Source organism: Roseovarius sp. S88 (assembly GCF_037023735.1).
GTDB lineage: Bacteria > Pseudomonadota > Alphaproteobacteria > Rhodobacterales > Rhodobacteraceae > Roseovarius > Roseovarius phycicola.
This window is the reverse complement of sequence record NZ_CP146069.1, coordinates 2501406-2516697: the sequence shown is the minus strand read 5'-3', so window position 1 is coordinate 2516697 and position 15292 is coordinate 2501406. Positions and strand designations below refer to the sequence as shown.

General features: G+C 56.7%; 14 protein-coding genes. 8 read left to right on the top strand and 6 right to left on the bottom strand.

Translation table 11 applies throughout. From position 1 onward, the window contains the following. Positions 1–2 precede the first annotated feature (2 nt). Positions 3–1949 (bottom strand): threonine--tRNA ligase, encoded by a 1947-nt coding sequence (gene thrS / locus RZ517_RS12770; RefSeq protein WP_338548584.1) that lies wholly within the window; start codon positions 1947–1949, stop codon positions 3–5. A gap of 338 nt (positions 1950–2287) precedes the next feature. Here thrS and RZ517_RS12765 point away from each other — a divergent pair, with 338 nt between their 5' ends. The 4 genes from RZ517_RS12765 (at position 2288) to RZ517_RS12750 (ending at position 4760) form a co-directional block, all read left to right on the top strand. Beyond that, entirely contained in the window at positions 2288–2533 is a 246-nt protein-coding gene (locus RZ517_RS12765) for a hypothetical protein (RefSeq protein ID WP_338548583.1), read from the top strand. A 241-nt stretch (positions 2534–2774) separates the two neighbouring features. Further along, a complete protein-coding gene (locus RZ517_RS12760; protein WP_338548582.1) occupies positions 2775–2954 on the top strand; it encodes a hypothetical protein in 180 nt (59 codons plus the stop codon). A 75-nt stretch (positions 2955–3029) separates the two neighbouring features. Beyond that, on the top strand, positions 3030–3788 hold the full coding sequence (locus RZ517_RS12755; RefSeq protein ID WP_338548581.1) for an alpha/beta fold hydrolase: 759 nt from the start codon (positions 3030–3032) through the stop codon (positions 3786–3788). A gap of 225 nt (positions 3789–4013) precedes the next feature. Beyond that, complete coding sequence (locus RZ517_RS12750; protein WP_338548580.1) at positions 4014–4760, top strand: alpha/beta fold hydrolase; 747 nt, start codon at positions 4014–4016, stop codon at positions 4758–4760. Positions 4761–4763: 3 nt separating this feature from the next. Here the strand turns inward: RZ517_RS12750 and phaZ are convergent, their stop codons facing one another. Next, positions 4764–6062 carry a polyhydroxyalkanoate depolymerase gene (gene phaZ, locus RZ517_RS12745; RefSeq protein WP_338548579.1) on the bottom strand — a complete coding sequence of 433 codons (1299 nt, stop codon included), beginning with the start codon at positions 6060–6062 and terminating at the stop codon, positions 4764–4766. A 157-nt stretch (positions 6063–6219) separates the two neighbouring features. Between phaZ and phaC the strand changes: the two genes are divergently transcribed. From phaC to RZ517_RS12725, 4 genes are all read left to right on the top strand, one after another. Further along, positions 6220–8025 carry a class I poly(R)-hydroxyalkanoic acid synthase gene (gene phaC, locus RZ517_RS12740; protein WP_338548578.1) on the top strand — a complete coding sequence of 602 codons (1806 nt, stop codon included), beginning with the start codon at positions 6220–6222 and terminating at the stop codon, positions 8023–8025. A 145-nt stretch (positions 8026–8170) separates the two neighbouring features. Beyond that, a complete protein-coding gene (locus tag RZ517_RS12735; RefSeq protein ID WP_338548577.1) occupies positions 8171–8620 on the top strand; it encodes a phasin, PhaP in 450 nt (149 codons plus the stop codon). Between the two features lie 134 nt (positions 8621–8754). Further along, positions 8755–9339, top strand: coding sequence for a polyhydroxyalkanoate synthesis repressor PhaR (phaR, locus tag RZ517_RS12730; RefSeq protein WP_338548576.1), 585 nt, complete (start codon positions 8755–8757; stop codon positions 9337–9339). Between the two features lie 6 nt (positions 9340–9345). Beyond that, the gene (locus tag RZ517_RS12725; RefSeq protein ID WP_338548575.1) at positions 9346–10311 is read left to right on the top strand and encodes a LysR family transcriptional regulator; all 966 of its coding nucleotides are present in this window, start codon (positions 9346–9348) and stop codon (positions 10309–10311) included. A 5-nt stretch (positions 10312–10316) separates the two neighbouring features. On the opposite strand, the gene RZ517_RS12720 is transcribed toward RZ517_RS12725, so the two are convergent. The 4 genes from RZ517_RS12720 to RZ517_RS12705 form a co-directional block, all read right to left on the bottom strand. Further along, entirely contained in the window at positions 10317–11222 is a 906-nt protein-coding gene (locus tag RZ517_RS12720) for an aminotransferase class IV (RefSeq protein ID WP_338548574.1), read from the bottom strand. A gap of 31 nt (positions 11223–11253) precedes the next feature. After that, positions 11254–12465 carry a DegT/DnrJ/EryC1/StrS family aminotransferase gene (locus RZ517_RS12715; RefSeq protein ID WP_338548573.1) on the bottom strand — a complete coding sequence of 404 codons (1212 nt, stop codon included), beginning with the start codon at positions 12463–12465 and terminating at the stop codon, positions 11254–11256. Between the two features lie 110 nt (positions 12466–12575). Further along, entirely contained in the window at positions 12576–13880 is a 1305-nt protein-coding gene (locus tag RZ517_RS12710) for an NAD(P)/FAD-dependent oxidoreductase (protein WP_338548572.1), read from the bottom strand. A gap of 47 nt (positions 13881–13927) precedes the next feature. Then, the gene (locus RZ517_RS12705; RefSeq protein ID WP_338548571.1) at positions 13928–15289 is read right to left on the bottom strand and encodes a glutamine synthetase family protein; all 1362 of its coding nucleotides are present in this window, start codon (positions 15287–15289) and stop codon (positions 13928–13930) included. Positions 15290–15292 lie beyond the last annotated feature (3 nt).

Below are 15292 nucleotides of genomic sequence, written 5' to 3'. Positions count from 1 at the left end.
GCTCAGGCAAGGTCGGGCGGCGTGGCCTCTTTGGTCAGCGCCTCAGTGACCTCTGAGAGCGGCTTCACAGCGGTTTGTTTTTCACCCAAACGGCGGACAGTTACGGTTTTGTCCTCAACCTCACGCATACCCACGGCCAGGATCACCGGCACTTTGCCGACGGAATGTTCGCGGACCTTGTAGTTGATCTTTTCGTTGCGCAGGTCGGCCTCGGCCCGCACGCCTGCCGCGCGCAAGTTTGCGACCACCTCTTCGGCATAGTCGTTGGCCTCTGAGATGATGGGAGCCACGACGACCTGGCGCGGGGCCAGCCAGAAGGGTAGGCGACCGGCTGAGTTCTCGATGAGAATGCCGACGAACCGTTCGAAACTGCCCAAGGTCGCGCGGTGCAGCATATAGGGGCGCTGCTTGCTTCCATCGGGGGCAATATAGGTCGCGCCCAGCCGCTCGGGCAGGTTGGGGTCCACCTGAAACGTGCCGCATTGCCAGACACGGTCAATGGCGTCGGTCAGATAGAAATCCAGTTTCGGTCCGTAAAACGCGCCATCGCCGGGCTCGAGCGTAAAGGTGCGCCCGGTGGCCTTGATCGCGCCTTCCAGCGCGCCCTCGACATGGTCCCAGCTTTCGTCGCTGCCCACACGCTTTTCAGGACGGGTTGCGAATTTGATCTCAAATTCCTCAAAGCCCAGATCGGCATAGATATCCGCAAGGAAATTGATGAACCGCGCGCATTCTTCTTCGATCTGGTCCTCGGTGCAGAAAATATGCGCGTCATCCTGTGTAAATCCGCGGACGCGCATGATGCCATGTAGCGCGCCAGAAGGTTCGTAGCGAGAGCACGAGCCAAACTCGGCCAGCCGCAAGGGCAGGTCGCGATAGGATTTCAAACCTTGATTGAACACCTGCACGTGGCACGGGCAGTTCATCGGCTTGAGCGCATTAATCGCCTTTTCCTTGGCGTGTTCTTCTTCCACCTCAACGATGAACATGTGTTCCTGATACTTGTCCCAGTGACCCGAGGCCTCCCAAAGCTTGCGGTCCACCACTTGGGGCGTGTTGATCTCGTGATATCCACCGGCGCGCTGTTTACGGCGCATGTAATCCTGCAGCTCGGTGTAGATGGTCCAGCCATTGGGGTGCCAGAACACCTGACCGGGGGCCTCTTCCTGCATGTGAAAGAGGTCCATTTCGCGGCCCAGACGGCGGTGGTCGCGCTTTTCGGCTTCCTCTAGGAAGTTGAGGTATGCCTTTAGCTTTTCCTTACCGGTAAAAGCCACGCCATAGATGCGTTGCAGCATCGCGCGGTCGCTGTCACCGCGCCAATACGCGCCGGCGATGGACATGAGTTTGAACGCATCGGCGGGCACTTGGCCGGTATGTTGCAAATGCGGGCCACGGCAAAGATCCTGCCAGTCACCATGCCAATACATCCGCAGGGGCTCATCGCCCGGAATGGCGTCGATCAGCTCGACTTTGTAAGGCTCGTTGTTGTCCTTGTAGTGCTGGATGGCGCGATCACGGTCCCAGACTTCTGTGCGAACAGGGTCGCGCAAATTTATGATTTCCTTCATCTTTTTCTCGATGAGGCCGAGGTCCTCGGGGGTGAACGGCTCTGCGCGGTCAAAATCATAATACCAGCCGTGTTCAATGACCGGGCCGATTGTCACCTTTGTATCAGGCCAAATCTCCTGCACGGCGCGGGCCATGATATGCGCGAGGTCATGGCGCACCAATTCATTGGCGGCGGTCTCGTCCTTCATGGTGTTGATGGCGATGGAAGCATCAGCCTCGATAGGCCAGGCCAGATCCCAGTGTTGCCCGTCGACATGGGCCGATATGGCCTTTTTGGCGAGCGAATTGGAAATATCGGCAGCCACCTCGGCCGGGGTGATTCCAGCCGCGTATTGGCGCCCATTGCCATCAGGAAAGGTCAGGGAAATCTGGGCCATGATAGGCTCTCCTCGTCGATTTGGCGCCCACGGAACGCCCGATTGCGAAAAATATGTGCGCTGCTTTTGAACCTCAGATGCAGCCAAGTCAAGGCTCAGGATGCTTTGATGCAAGGAATGCGGATTTTGGGTCGTCGAGTATTAACAAAGGGTTAGCCATAGAGGTGATTTATGTGTGCAAACGTATGCTGAGAACGGTATCCAATGGCATTCTGCACGCCGAATAACATATTGAAGAAATTTGTCTTTTTCTCCTTTACGACGTGCTCTTCATGCTTATATTAGCCTCAAGCTAATGCACGATCAGTATTTATTATTGCTTGGGAAAGGCGCGTAAGATGGCTCGTTACAATGTCGATTTTCAGTTGTCTGTTGAGGATATGGAATTGATCGAAGATGCGTTGCGACGCTCAAAGTCTGAGCTTGCAAGCACGATGATCGAGGAGGGAATGCCCAGTCCTACACAGTGCGAAAAATCGCAGGTCGCAGATATGTCGGTGCGGCGCATCCATGACCTCTTAGGGCGGTTGCATAACCAGAAGGTTTTCTATCGCCCCAAAAACGCGCCTTATGTAGGCGGATAGTTCAAGGTCCCTCGAATGCAGATTGGGGCGTGCCCGGCACGCCCTTTTTTTGTGCCAGTGCGCATTGTGTGCGGGCGTGTGCATTTGTATTTGATTGTACGCGCGTGCATGCGAATGTTTATCGTAACACAATGAAATAAAAAGATATTTCCATATCGAAATTTGCCTGTTAACAGTTTTACGTAGGGCGCGATTCAAATGACGCCTCGGGTTTAGAAAAACAACAAAACGGCGTGAAAACATGGCCAGGTTAGAGACTGAGTTCCGGCTCCAGGATGGGCCACATGAGGCAGGCACGACAAGCCACGCACAAGGCGACGTGTGGCAGGGATTTCCAAGAGCGGCGCTAGAAGAGAGGCCCGGGCACGAGCGGCAGTATCCGCTTGACCGGATTGAGCGCATCATCGGCTCGATTATGTAATTCCAGCCAATTGCGGCTTGAAAGCGTGACGTCTTCGGAAGACATTTGCCCAGATATGATAAGGGCAGGGGTCTTATGGGCGACACGCAGTTTTTGACATCTCCGCACGGACGGCGGCTGGCCTATCACCTGACAGAGGGGGACGGGCCGGGCGTGGTGTTTCTGGGCGGGTTCAAGTCCGACATGGAGGGGACCAAGGCCGTTCATCTGCAAGACTGGGCGCGCCGCACCGGGCGGGCCTTTTTGCGGTTTGACTATTCCGGGCATGGGCAAAGCTCTGAGGCGTTTACCGACGGATGCATCGGCGACTGGGCGGCAGATGCGCGCGCAATGATTGCGGCACTCACAGACGGGCCTCAGATTCTGGTCGGCTCCAGTATGGGCGGGTGGATTTCGCTGTTGACGGCCCGTGCTATGCCAGAGCGCGTGGCGGGGCTTGTGACTATTGCCGCTGCGCCGGATTTTACCGAAGACTCCATGTGGGCCGGGTTTTCCGATGCGCAAAAAGCAGAACTGGCGCAAAACGGGCAGGTGGCTTTGCCCAGCGAATATGATGAGCCTTACATCATCACGGCCAAGTTGATTGAAGAGGGTCGGCAAAACCTCGTGCTGCGCGACCCGCTGCGCCTTCCTTTCCCAGTGCGGTTTTTGCAGGGCACGGCGGATGCAGATGTGGACATGTCAGTGGCGCTGAGACTGCTTGAACATGCCACAGGTGACGATATGCACCTGACACTGGTGAAAGGGGCAGATCACCGCTTCTCGGATGCTGCGTGTCTGGCGTTGATCGAAGCGGCTGTCGAAGACGTTCTGAGCGCGGCCGCCGTCAGCTGACTTTAGGTCATACCCTTCTCCCGTCAGCGATCGGATGTCATATCCGCTTGAGAATATAGGATAACTCAGAGGCAACAATTGGGCCACTAGAACTGTTGCATTTATCCTCTGCTGGCTAAGTTTATCTCATTCACCGCCACACAGGCCCCTTGCAATTTGCGCATCACATGGCACTGTCGAGAAAAAATAAGCGACAGGTTTCGCGAGCAGTAAGGAATAATAACAATGCAAGAGCCCCTGGTTTTCCTGCCGGGCATGATGTGCGATGCGCGTCTGTTCGGTCCGCAGGTTACGGCAATGAGCCGTGACGTCGCTGTGACTGTGGCCCCGATTACAGGCGGCAACCGGATCGAAGAAATTGCTTCCTCCTTGCTGGATCAACTGCCCTTGAAGTTTGCATTGGCCGGTCTGTCGATGGGCGGCATTGTGGCGATGGAGCTGTTGCGCCGGGCGCCCGAGCGGGTGACGCGGATTGCGTTGATGGACACCAATTCCTTGCCGGAAACACCTCAGACGGCTGCTGATTATGAGCCTCTGATTACAAAGCTGAAAGCGGGCCTTCTGGATCAGGCGGCCGCCAGCATTGTGCGCCCTGAGTACCTTGCGCCTGGACCAGAGCGGACAAGTATCCTCAACCTGGTGGCCAAAATGGCCGAGAATGTCGGGTGCGAGGCGATCATCCGACAGGCGCGTGCCCTGCAGCGGCGGCGCGACTATCAGGCGACTTTGCGTAAATGCAATGTGCCCGCACTCGTGATGTGCGGCGAGCATGACACGCTGACGCCTGTCAAACGGCACGAATTCATGGCGGGTATGATCCCGCATGCGGATCTGGCAATTATTCGCGACGCGGGGCATTTGCCGACATTGGAGGCGCCGGATGCAGTGACCGCGGCTCTGCGGGCGTGGATCAAACAGCCGCTTGTGTTGCGCACCAAAATGGTGCGGATTGAGCAGCCACTCGCGTCTTAGGGCTTACTCAGCGGCGATTTTCCGGGACTTGCGCGCCTTTTTGGGGGCCGTGCGTGCGCGCCGCGCTGGAGCCTCAGAGTTGGCGTCGATGAAATCAAGCACAAGAGGGCGGATGTTATTGCGCCATGAACGACCTGCAAAAATGCCGTAATGCCCGGCTTCTGGCTCGATATAGCTGGCCTTCATGTCATCGGGCAGGCCGGTGAGCAGATCCAGGGCTGCCACGCATTGACCGGGGGCCGAGATGTCGTCTTTGCCGCCTTCCACGGTTTTCACCGCAACGCGGGTGATCGCGCCAATATCAACCTTGTGACCGGCTACGACAAATTCGTTGCTTGCAATTTCGCCGGCTTTGAAAATGCGTTCCACGGTCGAGAGATAAAACTCGGCTGGCATATCCATGACGGCGAGATATTCGTCGTAGAACTTGTTATGTGGGTCGCGGTCGCTTGCTTCGCCTTGTGCGACGCGGCTGATCTGATTGATAAAAGCCTTGCCGTGACGCTCGGCGTTCATCGACATGAACGACGCCAGCTGCAGCAGGCCGGGATAGACCATGCGGCCGACGCCCTTGTACTTAAAGCCCACGCGCTGAATCATCGTTTCTTCGAGCTGGCCCATGGTCACGCGGTGGCCAAAATCCGTCACTTCAGTCGGCGCCGCGCTGGGGTCAATCGGTCCGCCGATCAAGGTCAATGACCGGGGCTGCGCGTCTGGGTCCAATTCGGCCAGATAGGCCGTGGCCGCCAGCGTGAGCGGGGCCGGTTGGCAAATGGCAATCACATGCAGGTCGCTGCCCAGCGCGCGCATGAAATCCATCAGGTAGAGGGTGTAATCCTCGATGTCGAATTTGCCACTTGAGACGGGGATGTCGCGGGCGTTGTGCCAATCGGTGACATAAACCTCGCAATCGGGCAGCAGGGATTTCACTGTGGAGCGCAGAAGCGTCGCATAGTGGCCCGACATCGGGGCCACCAAGAGCACCCGGCGGTCCATCTCATCGCGGCCCTGCACGTCAAAATGGATCAGGTCGCCAAACGGCTTTTCCACCACGGTTTCGATTTTGATCAGGTGATCACGTCCGTCCTGGCCGGTGATGGACTCAATACCCCAGTCGGGTTTGACCACCATACGCTGGAACGTGCGTTCGGTCACTTCGCCCCAGGCCGCCATCCATTGAAAGGCCGGATTTGGAACCATGCTAAACATCGGGTAAGATGCCATGGAAAGCGCGGTGGCGCCAAACCACTGGTTCATATTTCGTGACGCTTCCATCAGGTCATACGTAACCATATATCGCATGTACTTACTCCTTTGACCTGAGCGGCCCGGTTCTATTCGTCGCAGTCACAATGCAAGGCGACACGTTTATATCCGGTGCACACAGCGACTCGGTGGTAACAGGTTTCGCGCTGGGCTGCTATGCTGCACAGCAGAAAAATACGGGAAGAATGTTAAAATGGCAACTCAGGACGATGCACAGAACACCAATCTGGACCGCATGAGCGCCAATCTTGAACGGGTTGAAACGCTGTCTCAGCGTTTGGTGCAAGCATTGACTGTGCGCACCCCGCCCGCGCAGGAACTCAATGGCCCGTCACAAGACGTTTTCGTGAAAGCAGCCGGATCTTACTGGAAATCCTTCATGGAAAATCCGGGAAAGATGTATGAGCAGCAGCTTGAATACTGGGGCAAATCCGTTCGTCATTTTATGGAAGCGCAGCAAAGTCTTGCCAAAGGCGCACCTTTGCCAAATGGGGCGGATGAAGAGGACCCGTTGAAAGGGGATCGCCGGTTTTCCAATCCGCTTTGGGATACGCATCCCTATTTCAGCTACATCAAACACCAATATGCAATCAACAAACTGGCCATAGAAAACGCCGTGGCTGAGGCTGAAGAGCTGGACGACAAGGACAAGCAGCGTTTGCAGTTCTTTGCGGCGCAGATCATCGACATGATGAGCCCGACGAATTTCCTGTCCACAAACCCCGATGCGCTTGAAAAAGCGGTGGAAACCGAGGGCGAGAGCCTTGTGGCCGGGCTAGAGAACCTTGTTGCAGACCTGGAGGCCAATAATGGTGAGATGGTCGTGCGGCTTTGTGATGAGAACGCATTTGAGTTGGGCGAAAACGTTGCTGTGACCGAAGGTGAGGTCGTCTATCGCAACAAGATGATGGAACTCATCCAGTATACGCCTACGACCAAACAGGTGCATAAGACACCGGTTGTGATCTTTCCGCCCTGGATCAACAAATTCTATGTTCTTGACCTCAAACAAGAGAACAGCCTTATCAAATGGATCACCGATCAGGGCTATACGCTTTTTGTCGTAAGCTGGGTGAACCCGGACGCGTCCTACGCTGATGTCGCCATCGACGACTATATAGAAGATGGTTATCTGACTGCGATCCGCGAGGCCAAGGCCATCACAGGCGAGCGTCAGGTGAACACTGTCGGTTACTGTATTGCGGGCACGACGCTTCATATGACATTGGCGCTTTTGGCCAAGCGGGGCGACAAGTCGATCAAGTCCGCCACCTTCTTTACCGCACTCACCGATTTCAGCGATCAGGGTGAGTTTGTTCCTTTCCTGCAGGACGACTTTGTCGACGGGATTGAAAAGGAAGTGAACGAAAAGGGCGTGCTGCGCTCTTTCATTATGGGGCGGACCATGTCGTTCCTTCGTTCCAATGACCTTATATATAAGCCCGCCATCCGAAGCTACATGATGGGGGAGACGCCTCCTGCTTTTGATCTGCTCTACTGGAACGGGGACGGGGCGAACCTTCCGGGGCGGATGACGGTCCAATATCTGCGCGAGCTGTGTCAGGCGAATGCCTTTGTCACCGATGGGATCGAGATGTGCGGTGAGACTTTGCATATCAGCGACGTCAACGTGCCGATCATGGCGATTACCTGTGAGACGGATCATATCGCGCGCTGGAAAGACTGCTATCGCGGGTTTTTGCAGACCGGGTCCAAGGATCGCACCTTTATTGTATCTGAGTCAGGTCATATCGCCGGGATCGTGAACCCGCCAAGCAAAAAGAAGTACGGGTTTTATTCCAACAAGAACCTGCCAGAGACGGCAGACGCATGGCTGGAAGGGGCAGAGGAGCAGGAAGGTTCCTGGTGGCCCACATGGGAAGCCTGGCTGAAAAAGCGCTCTGGCGCCATGGTTGCAGCCCGGATGCCGGGTGATTCTGAGCATCCTGCTCTGGCTCCGGCGCCTGGAACTTACGTGCGGAAGCGCGCAAGCCTCTGATTTAAAATTAAAATCATCCTTCTGAAATTTTATGCTGCAATGCAGAAAAAAGCTTGCAATGCTGCGCTGCAGCATCTATATAGTTTGCAGACGCAGAAAGCAGGGCGGTCCTGCTTGCGACCGAACAAAGTTTTAGGAGGCCACCATGGCTAAAGCACAAGACTTCAACGCCGTCATGAAAGACTTCATGGGCGCATTCCCTGTCGACACCAAAGCTTTTGAAGAAGCTTTCAAAAACCAAGCAACTCTGAACGAAAAAATGTCAGGTGTTGCTCTGGAAGCCGCTGAGAAATCCGCTGAGCTTTCCGGCAAATGGGCCAAAGACACTCTGGCCAAACTGTCCGACGTGACAAAAGCCAAAGCAGAGCCTGCTGACTATGCCAAAGCGATCACCGATTTTGCATCGGCCAACGCTGAAGTTGCTGCAGAAAACATGGCTGCCTTCGCTGAGATCGCCAAGAAAGTCCAAATGGACACAGTTGAACTGATGATGGCGGCTGGCAAAGACCTGCAAGAAGACGCAGCCAAAGCTGTTAAAAAAGCAACTGACGAAGTGACAGCTGTTGCCAAGAAAGCAACGTCTGCCGCGAAGTAAGTTAAAGGTTTCCGGGCTCTCCTCCTCCCAATCTGAGCCCGAACCTGTAAGGGCGAGCCATCGGCTCGCCCTTTCTTTTTGTTCTGCAGTAGCATAAGCTGTGCTGCAGCGCTGCATTCGTGGGAGGGTAGGCTTTGGGAAAATCCGAAAAATCACTGTTGATCAAGCGGTATGCCAGCCGCAGATTGTACAACACCGAGACCTCTGACTACGTCACGCTTGAAGATATTGCTGAATTCATTCGCGATGGGCGCGAGGTGCAGATCATCGATCTGAAATCGGGGGATGACCTGACACGGCAGTACTTGTTGCAGATTATTGCCGAGCATGAAAGCCGCGGAGAGAATGTGCTGCCGATCAATGTGCTGAACGACCTGGTGCGCAGCTACACGACGCAAGCGACTTCTATGGTGCCTGATTTCCTGTCGGCCTCGTTTGAGATGCTACAAAAAGGCCAGAGCCAGATGATGGAAAATATGGCCCGCGCCAATCCCTTGGCGGGGATTCCCGGGATGGATGCGATGCGTGCGCAGCAGGAAGCGTTCCTGAAGGCCATGACTGGCGGGATGCAGGCGATGAACACCATGCCATCTTCTGATGACAGTGCTGAGGTCGCTAGTGACAAGGGTGATACTGAGACCGAAAGCGAAGAAGATCTCGACGCGATCAAAAAACAACTCGCCGATTTGCAGAATAAGTTGTCCAAACTAGGCAAGTAAAGTCACATGGTCGACAGCCCCGGTAAGATCACACTATGGGGGATCGAAGTCTTCATGGCGGCCGCAGATGAGCGGTCGATCTCTGCGGCTGCAAAAAGGTTGGGAGCAAGCCCCTCTGCGGTGAGCCAACAACTGACTAACCTTGAGGCGGCTGTTGGAGCCACGCTTTTGCAACGCAATGCGCGGCCTGTGCGCCTGACACCTGCAGGCGAGATTTTGCGCCGCAGGGCGCAGGTGATCCTCAATGAAGCGGCGCAGGCGCGGGCAGAGTTGGCGATGTCCGATCTGTCGATGCTCACCCGGTTTCGTCTCGGGATGATTGAGGATTTCGAGGCGGATGTGACGCCGAAGCTTTTGACGCATATGGCAGGTGAGTTGAAATCCAGCCAGTTCTTGTTGGAAACCGGGGCGAGCCACTATCTTTACGAATTGCTGGAAAGTCGCGCACTGGACGTGATTGTCGCCGCCGAACTCAATGCCGGAGATGACTGGGCCGAGGTTCATCCGCTCTTGCGCGAAGGGTTTGTTGCGGCGGTGCCCAAGGGTGCGGTGGACTCTGGTGGCAATGTTCTTAAACAACTGATGCGCCTGCCTTTGATCCAATACACGCAACGGCATTACATGGGGCGCTTGCTGACCTCGCATCTCGCGCGTGAAAAGATCACGCTGCCGCACCGGTTTGAGCTAGACAGCTATCACGCCATCCTGGCGCTGGTCGGGCAGGGCGCGGGGTGGAGCATCCTGCCGCCTTTGGCTCTGATGCGGGGGCGCCGTTTTGCGGATGAGATTGACGTGCTGGAACTGCCTTTCGAACCGCTCAGCCGCACCATCAGCCTTACGGCGCGCAAAGATATCTTACAGGACATGCCAGAGAAGGTTGCCCAAAGCCTGCGGCCTATCTTGCAAGAGACGATTGTGACACCCGCGCTGACGGCCTATCCGTTTCTCAAAGACAAGCTGGTGTTGGTGTGAAGATTTTAGGTGTAGGTGATTTCAGTTCGGAATCGCGCATCTTCCAGTCGCGCGAAATACGCTGACCTCAATTGCAAACCGACCGGTCCGGCGGCACCATTCGAAAACTGCCGATCATTGATACGCGCCACAGGCGTTACACCGCCGCCGGAGGAGGACAGAAACACCTCATCGGCCTCCATCAACTCCTCGACCGGAAGAGCGCGTTCCTCAACGGTCAATCCCGCCTCAACAGCCAACTCAAGCACCGTGCGCCTTGTGATCCCGTGCAGCACGCCGCGATCCGGTGTCAAAATTCGTCCTTCTTTGAGCGCAAAGACGTTGAATCCCGGGCCCTCGGTCACATTGCCCGCATGATCCGGAAGCAGCACCGTCTCAAACCCGGCATCCTTAGCCTCAAAGAGTCCTTGGGTAAAGTCGCCCCAATGGTAGTTTTTGGCCAGTGGATTGACGCTGTCTTCGGGAATGCGACGCGTGGTTGACGACAGATGCACTTCTACGCCGATCTTGGCCTTGTCCGGGGCGATGACATGCACATAAGGCACGCACCAGGCATAAAAATGGTTGGCACAGGCACGGGGGTCTCGCACGCCATGAACCAATGGGATGCCGCGTGCAGCAACCATAGCTACATACGCATCCTGCAAACTGGATGCCGCAACCATTTTGTGCAAGGCATTCTCAATCGCGGCGCGGTCCATGCCCACATCCATGCGCGCTGCCGCAACCGACGCCTCAAACCGAGTCAGATAATCGTCCAGCCGGAAAAACGCGCCTTGCCAGACGGGAACCACATCATAAACGCAGTCCGCATGGGTCAGCCCCCAGTCGGTGACGCCTATTGTTGCATCTCCGACGGGAACAACCTCGCCGCGCATCCATGCGGCCCCTTTGGAAAAATCACGCTTCATGGGGCTATGGACCTGCGGCTGTCGGACGAAGTCAAGTCCCGTAGGCGCGCGGCTCTCCCATCACATCCTGCGCGGCCATCACCAGTGCCTCAGAAATTATATCAAGTTCTTCGCGGTTAAGCCGTGCAGGCAGGCGCACATCGCAGGCGCGCATCAGCATCGTGCGCGTCTGCGGCAGGTCGGGCGTGGGGCCGGGCAGGAACTTCCAGTTCCAGAAGGCACGGGCGTTGTCTGTGCTCTGCCCAAACACTTGTACTTTCACACCACGTTCGACCGCCGCCTTGGAAAATGCATCGGTTTCAGCATCGTTCATATCCACCAGGTTGAATTGAATGGAATCCGGCGCGCGGTCTTCTGGTTTGAGTTTGTCAGGCACATGCAGCCAGGGCGACGTATTGAGCCGGGCCGCGACATAATCATGGTTGGCTCGCCCATCGCGCACCCGGCGCGGGATTTCCGCCAATTGCGGGCGAATGATTGCCGCCGACAGGTTGCCCATACGCAGATTGTAAAGCGGCAGGCGGTTCTGCCATTTGGCAAAGGCGGCCTCGAGCGCAGGTTCAGAGCCAGCCATATGCTTGGCCCAGTTATGCTCGTAGGCGCCTGACATAATCACCGCCTGCGCCACAAGATCGGCGTCATCGGTGATCATGATCCCGCCTTCACCGGCATTGACCAGCTTGTAGGACTGAAAGCTGAAACATCCCACACGGCCAATCGTGCCAATATTTTGCCCGTTCCAGAGCGTGCCCAGACTATGGGCGGCGTCCTCAACAACGGGAATGTCCCGCGCATCACACAGCGCCATGATCGCGTCCATATCCGAGGTGTGGCCGCGCATGTGACTGATGATCACGGCGTCTATATCTGCATCAAGTTTGTATTCAAAATCTTTGATATCAATGCGGTAATTGTCTTTTACCTCACACAAGACCGGCACGCATTCGGCGTGCACCACCGAGGATGGGACAGCGGCAAAGGTAAAGGCCGGGATCAGCACCCTTGCGCCGGGTTTCAGTCCCAAAGCCTTCAGCGACAGAAAAAGTGCCGCCGAACAGGACGAAACAGCCAGCGCATAGGTGCTGCCCATCATGTCTGCAAATTCGCGCTCCAAAAGCGCGACAGGGGCGTCTGTTGCGGCCGTGTAGCGAAAAAGATCTCCGGATTTCATGAGTTTGTCGATTTCCAGGCGCGCCGCGTCAGGGATTGGTTCGGCATCATAGACATTTGGGGGGAGTGTCATGTTCGGAATACCTCAAGATAGTTTTTCGATTTTCCGAATGTATAGCGCAGACAACACGACACCCAAAGCGAAATTTTTGTAAACTTTGGAAACGAGCGCCGGGCTGCGTGTCAGAGGCCCAGCCGGTCGCGCGTGGCGTACCAGGTCATCGCCAGCGCCAGGAGCGGAGACCGCAGTGCCGTGCCGCCTGGGAAAGTGGGCGTGGGCACGCGCGCCATGGTGTCAAACCCGTCTGCGTCACCACCGATCACATCAGCCATAAGCTTGCCCGAAAACGTCGCCGTGCCGACCCCATGGCCGGAATATCCCGAGGCTGACAAAATGTTGGGCGCAAGGCGTGCAAGGTAAGGCATGCGTTTCATGGTAATCGCCAGCGTACCGCCCCAGGCGTAGTCGATCTTCACGTCTCGCAAATGTGGGAAAATCTGCGTCATCGGCTTGCGCACCAGCGCCGCAATGTCACTTGGAAAGCGGTAACCATAGCTTTCCCCGCCGCCAAAGAGCAGGCGCTTGTCGTGGCTGAGGCGGAAATAGTTGACGACAAATTTGCTATCTGCCACGGCCACATCGCGGGTCAACACGCGTGCGGCCTCATCGCCCAAGGGTTCCGTGGCCACGACGAAATTGTTGATCGGCATCACGCGTGCCGCCACCTTGCGGTCCAGCCCGCCCAGATACCCGTTGCAGCCAAGGATCACGTGATCGGCCTTGATTCGACCTTTGTCTGTCGCGACCAGGGCCGGCGTGCCGGGAGTGATGCGATGCACTTCGCTCTTTTCAAAAATCCGAACACCAGCTGCTGCTGCCGCCCGCGCCAGTCCAAAGGCATAAGCGAGGGGGTGCAAATGCGCCGCCGTCATATCGAGCGAGCCGCCCACATAGCGCGGTGAGGGGCAAAGCGCCTGCATCGCATCGCGATCAAGCTTTTCCAGAGCGGTATAGCCATAGCGCTCGGCCAGGAAATCGGCATAGGTGTGCTCTTCGGCCACCTCAGCTTTGGTGAAGCCTGCATGGGCAATCCCCGACTTCAGGTGGCAGTCAATCTTGTGTTTGGAAATCAGGGATTTAACGAGCGCTTTTGCATCTTCCGCCAAGTCCCAGAGCTTGCCGGCATCCTCACGCCCGACAAGCTTTTCCAAACTTTCCTGATCCTGCCGCTGGCCGCTGCCCAACTGCCCGCCATTGCGCCCCGAGGCCCCAAACCCAACGCGATGCGCCTCCACCAGCGCCACGTCATATCCGCGCTCGGCCAGATGCAGCGCGGCGGACAGCCCGGTGAATCCGCCGCCGATCACGCAGACATCGGCCCGCGTCTCGCCGCGCAAAGGCTCGAATGGCTCCAAAGCCTCGGTCGTGGCCGCGTACCAGCTTGGCGGATACTGACCTGGACGGTCATTGGAGTAGAGCAGGTTCATCGTTTCACTGTTCCCAAAATACTCAGATCCAGACCCGCGCCAAAGGCTCAGACGTTCAGCAAGAGATGCTCACGTTCCCAAGGAGAAATGACCTGCAGGAACTCGGCATATTCGGCGCGCTTCACGATGGAATAGACGCGGGCAAAGTCTGGGCCGAGGATCTTGTGCAGGTCCGTGGCCTCGTCAAAAAGATCAAGGGCGGCCCCAAGTTCATTGACAAAATCCGGCTCGCCCTCATAGGCGTCGCCGCGATATTGCGTCTTGGCGCGGGTTTCGTTCCTCATGCCCAAAAGCCCACAGGCGAGGCTGACGGCGATACCCAGATAGGGGTTGCAATCCATGCCCGCGATGCGGTTTTCCACGCGGCGTGCTTCAGGCGGGGACAGCGGCACGCGGATGCCTGTCGTGCGGTTGTCACGGCCCCATTCCAGGTTGATGGGTGCTGCATTGTCTCGCACGTAGCGGCGGTAGGAATTCACGTATGGCGCCATCACGGCAAGGGCTGAGGGCAGGTAGGTCTGTAATCCGCCAATGAAGTGATAAAACATGTCCGTCTCGCCGCCCTGAGGGCCGGAAAACGCGTTCTTCCCGGTTTCGATATCAATGATCGAGTGGTGAATATGCATGGCACTGCCGGGTTCTGCGGCGATGGGTTTGGCCATGAAGGTGGCAAAACAGTCATGCCTCAGGGCCGCCTCCCGGATCAAGCGCTTGAAGTAAAACACCTCATCGGCCAGTTTCACCGGATCACCATGGCGCAGGTTGATCTCAAGCTGACCTGCACCGCCTTCCTGCGTGATGCCGTCAATCTCGAAACCCTGCGCTTCGGCAAAATCATAGATGTCGTCGATCACCGGGCCGAACTCATCCACCGCTGTCATCGAATACGCCTGCCGCGCGGCCGCAGGTCGGCCCGACCGGCCGACCATTGGGGCAATTTCCTGACGCGGGTCGAGGTTGCGCGCGATGAGGAAAAACTCCATCTCAGGTGCCACAACCGGCTCCAGCCCCATCTTTTCATACATCTTCACAACGCGCTTGAGCACGTTGCGCGGGGCGCAGTCTATTGGTTTGCCATCGCGGTCATAGGCATCGTGAATGACCTGCAGGGTCCAATCCCCCGTCCAGGGCGCGGCGGAGGCGGTGTCCATATCGGGCTTGAGCACCATGTCGCGCTCGATGAAGCCTTCATCGCCTGCCGCTTCACCCCAATCGCCGGTGATGGTCTGGTAAAAAATCGAATCCGGCAGGTGAAAGTAGGCCTGCTTGCTAAATTTGCTCGCAGGAACCGCCTTGCCGCGCGCGACCCCGGGCAAATCGGCAATGATGCATTCTACCTCATCAAGACGGTGCCCTTCGAGATAGGTTTGCGCCGCGTCGGGTAGTTTTGAAGTCCAGTCTTTGGCCATGGC

Coding starts and splice junctions, on each gene's coding strand:
- thrS (WP_338548584.1), bottom strand. CDS start 1,949: ATGGCCCAGATTTCCCTGACCTTTCCTGATGGCAATGGGCGCCAATAC.
- RZ517_RS12765 (WP_338548583.1), top strand. CDS start 2,288: ATGGCTCGTTACAATGTCGATTTTCAGTTGTCTGTTGAGGATATGGAA.
- RZ517_RS12760 (WP_338548582.1), top strand. CDS start 2,775: ATGGCCAGGTTAGAGACTGAGTTCCGGCTCCAGGATGGGCCACATGAG.
- RZ517_RS12755 (WP_338548581.1), top strand. CDS start 3,030: ATGGGCGACACGCAGTTTTTGACATCTCCGCACGGACGGCGGCTGGCC.
- RZ517_RS12750 (WP_338548580.1), top strand. CDS start 4,014: ATGCAAGAGCCCCTGGTTTTCCTGCCGGGCATGATGTGCGATGCGCGT.
- phaZ (WP_338548579.1), bottom strand. CDS start 6,062: ATGCGATATATGGTTACGTATGACCTGATGGAAGCGTCACGAAATATG.
- phaC (WP_338548578.1), top strand. CDS start 6,220: ATGGCAACTCAGGACGATGCACAGAACACCAATCTGGACCGCATGAGC.
- RZ517_RS12735 (WP_338548577.1), top strand. CDS start 8,171: ATGGCTAAAGCACAAGACTTCAACGCCGTCATGAAAGACTTCATGGGC.
- RZ517_RS12725 (WP_338548575.1), top strand. CDS start 9,346: ATGGTCGACAGCCCCGGTAAGATCACACTATGGGGGATCGAAGTCTTC.
- RZ517_RS12720 (WP_338548574.1), bottom strand. CDS start 11,222: ATGAAGCGTGATTTTTCCAAAGGGGCCGCATGGATGCGCGGCGAGGTT.
- RZ517_RS12715 (WP_338548573.1), bottom strand. CDS start 12,465: ATGACACTCCCCCCAAATGTCTATGATGCCGAACCAATCCCTGACGCG.
- RZ517_RS12710 (WP_338548572.1), bottom strand. CDS start 13,880: ATGAACCTGCTCTACTCCAATGACCGTCCAGGTCAGTATCCGCCAAGC.
- RZ517_RS12705 (WP_338548571.1), bottom strand. CDS start 15,289: ATGGCCAAAGACTGGACTTCAAAACTACCCGACGCGGCGCAAACCTAT.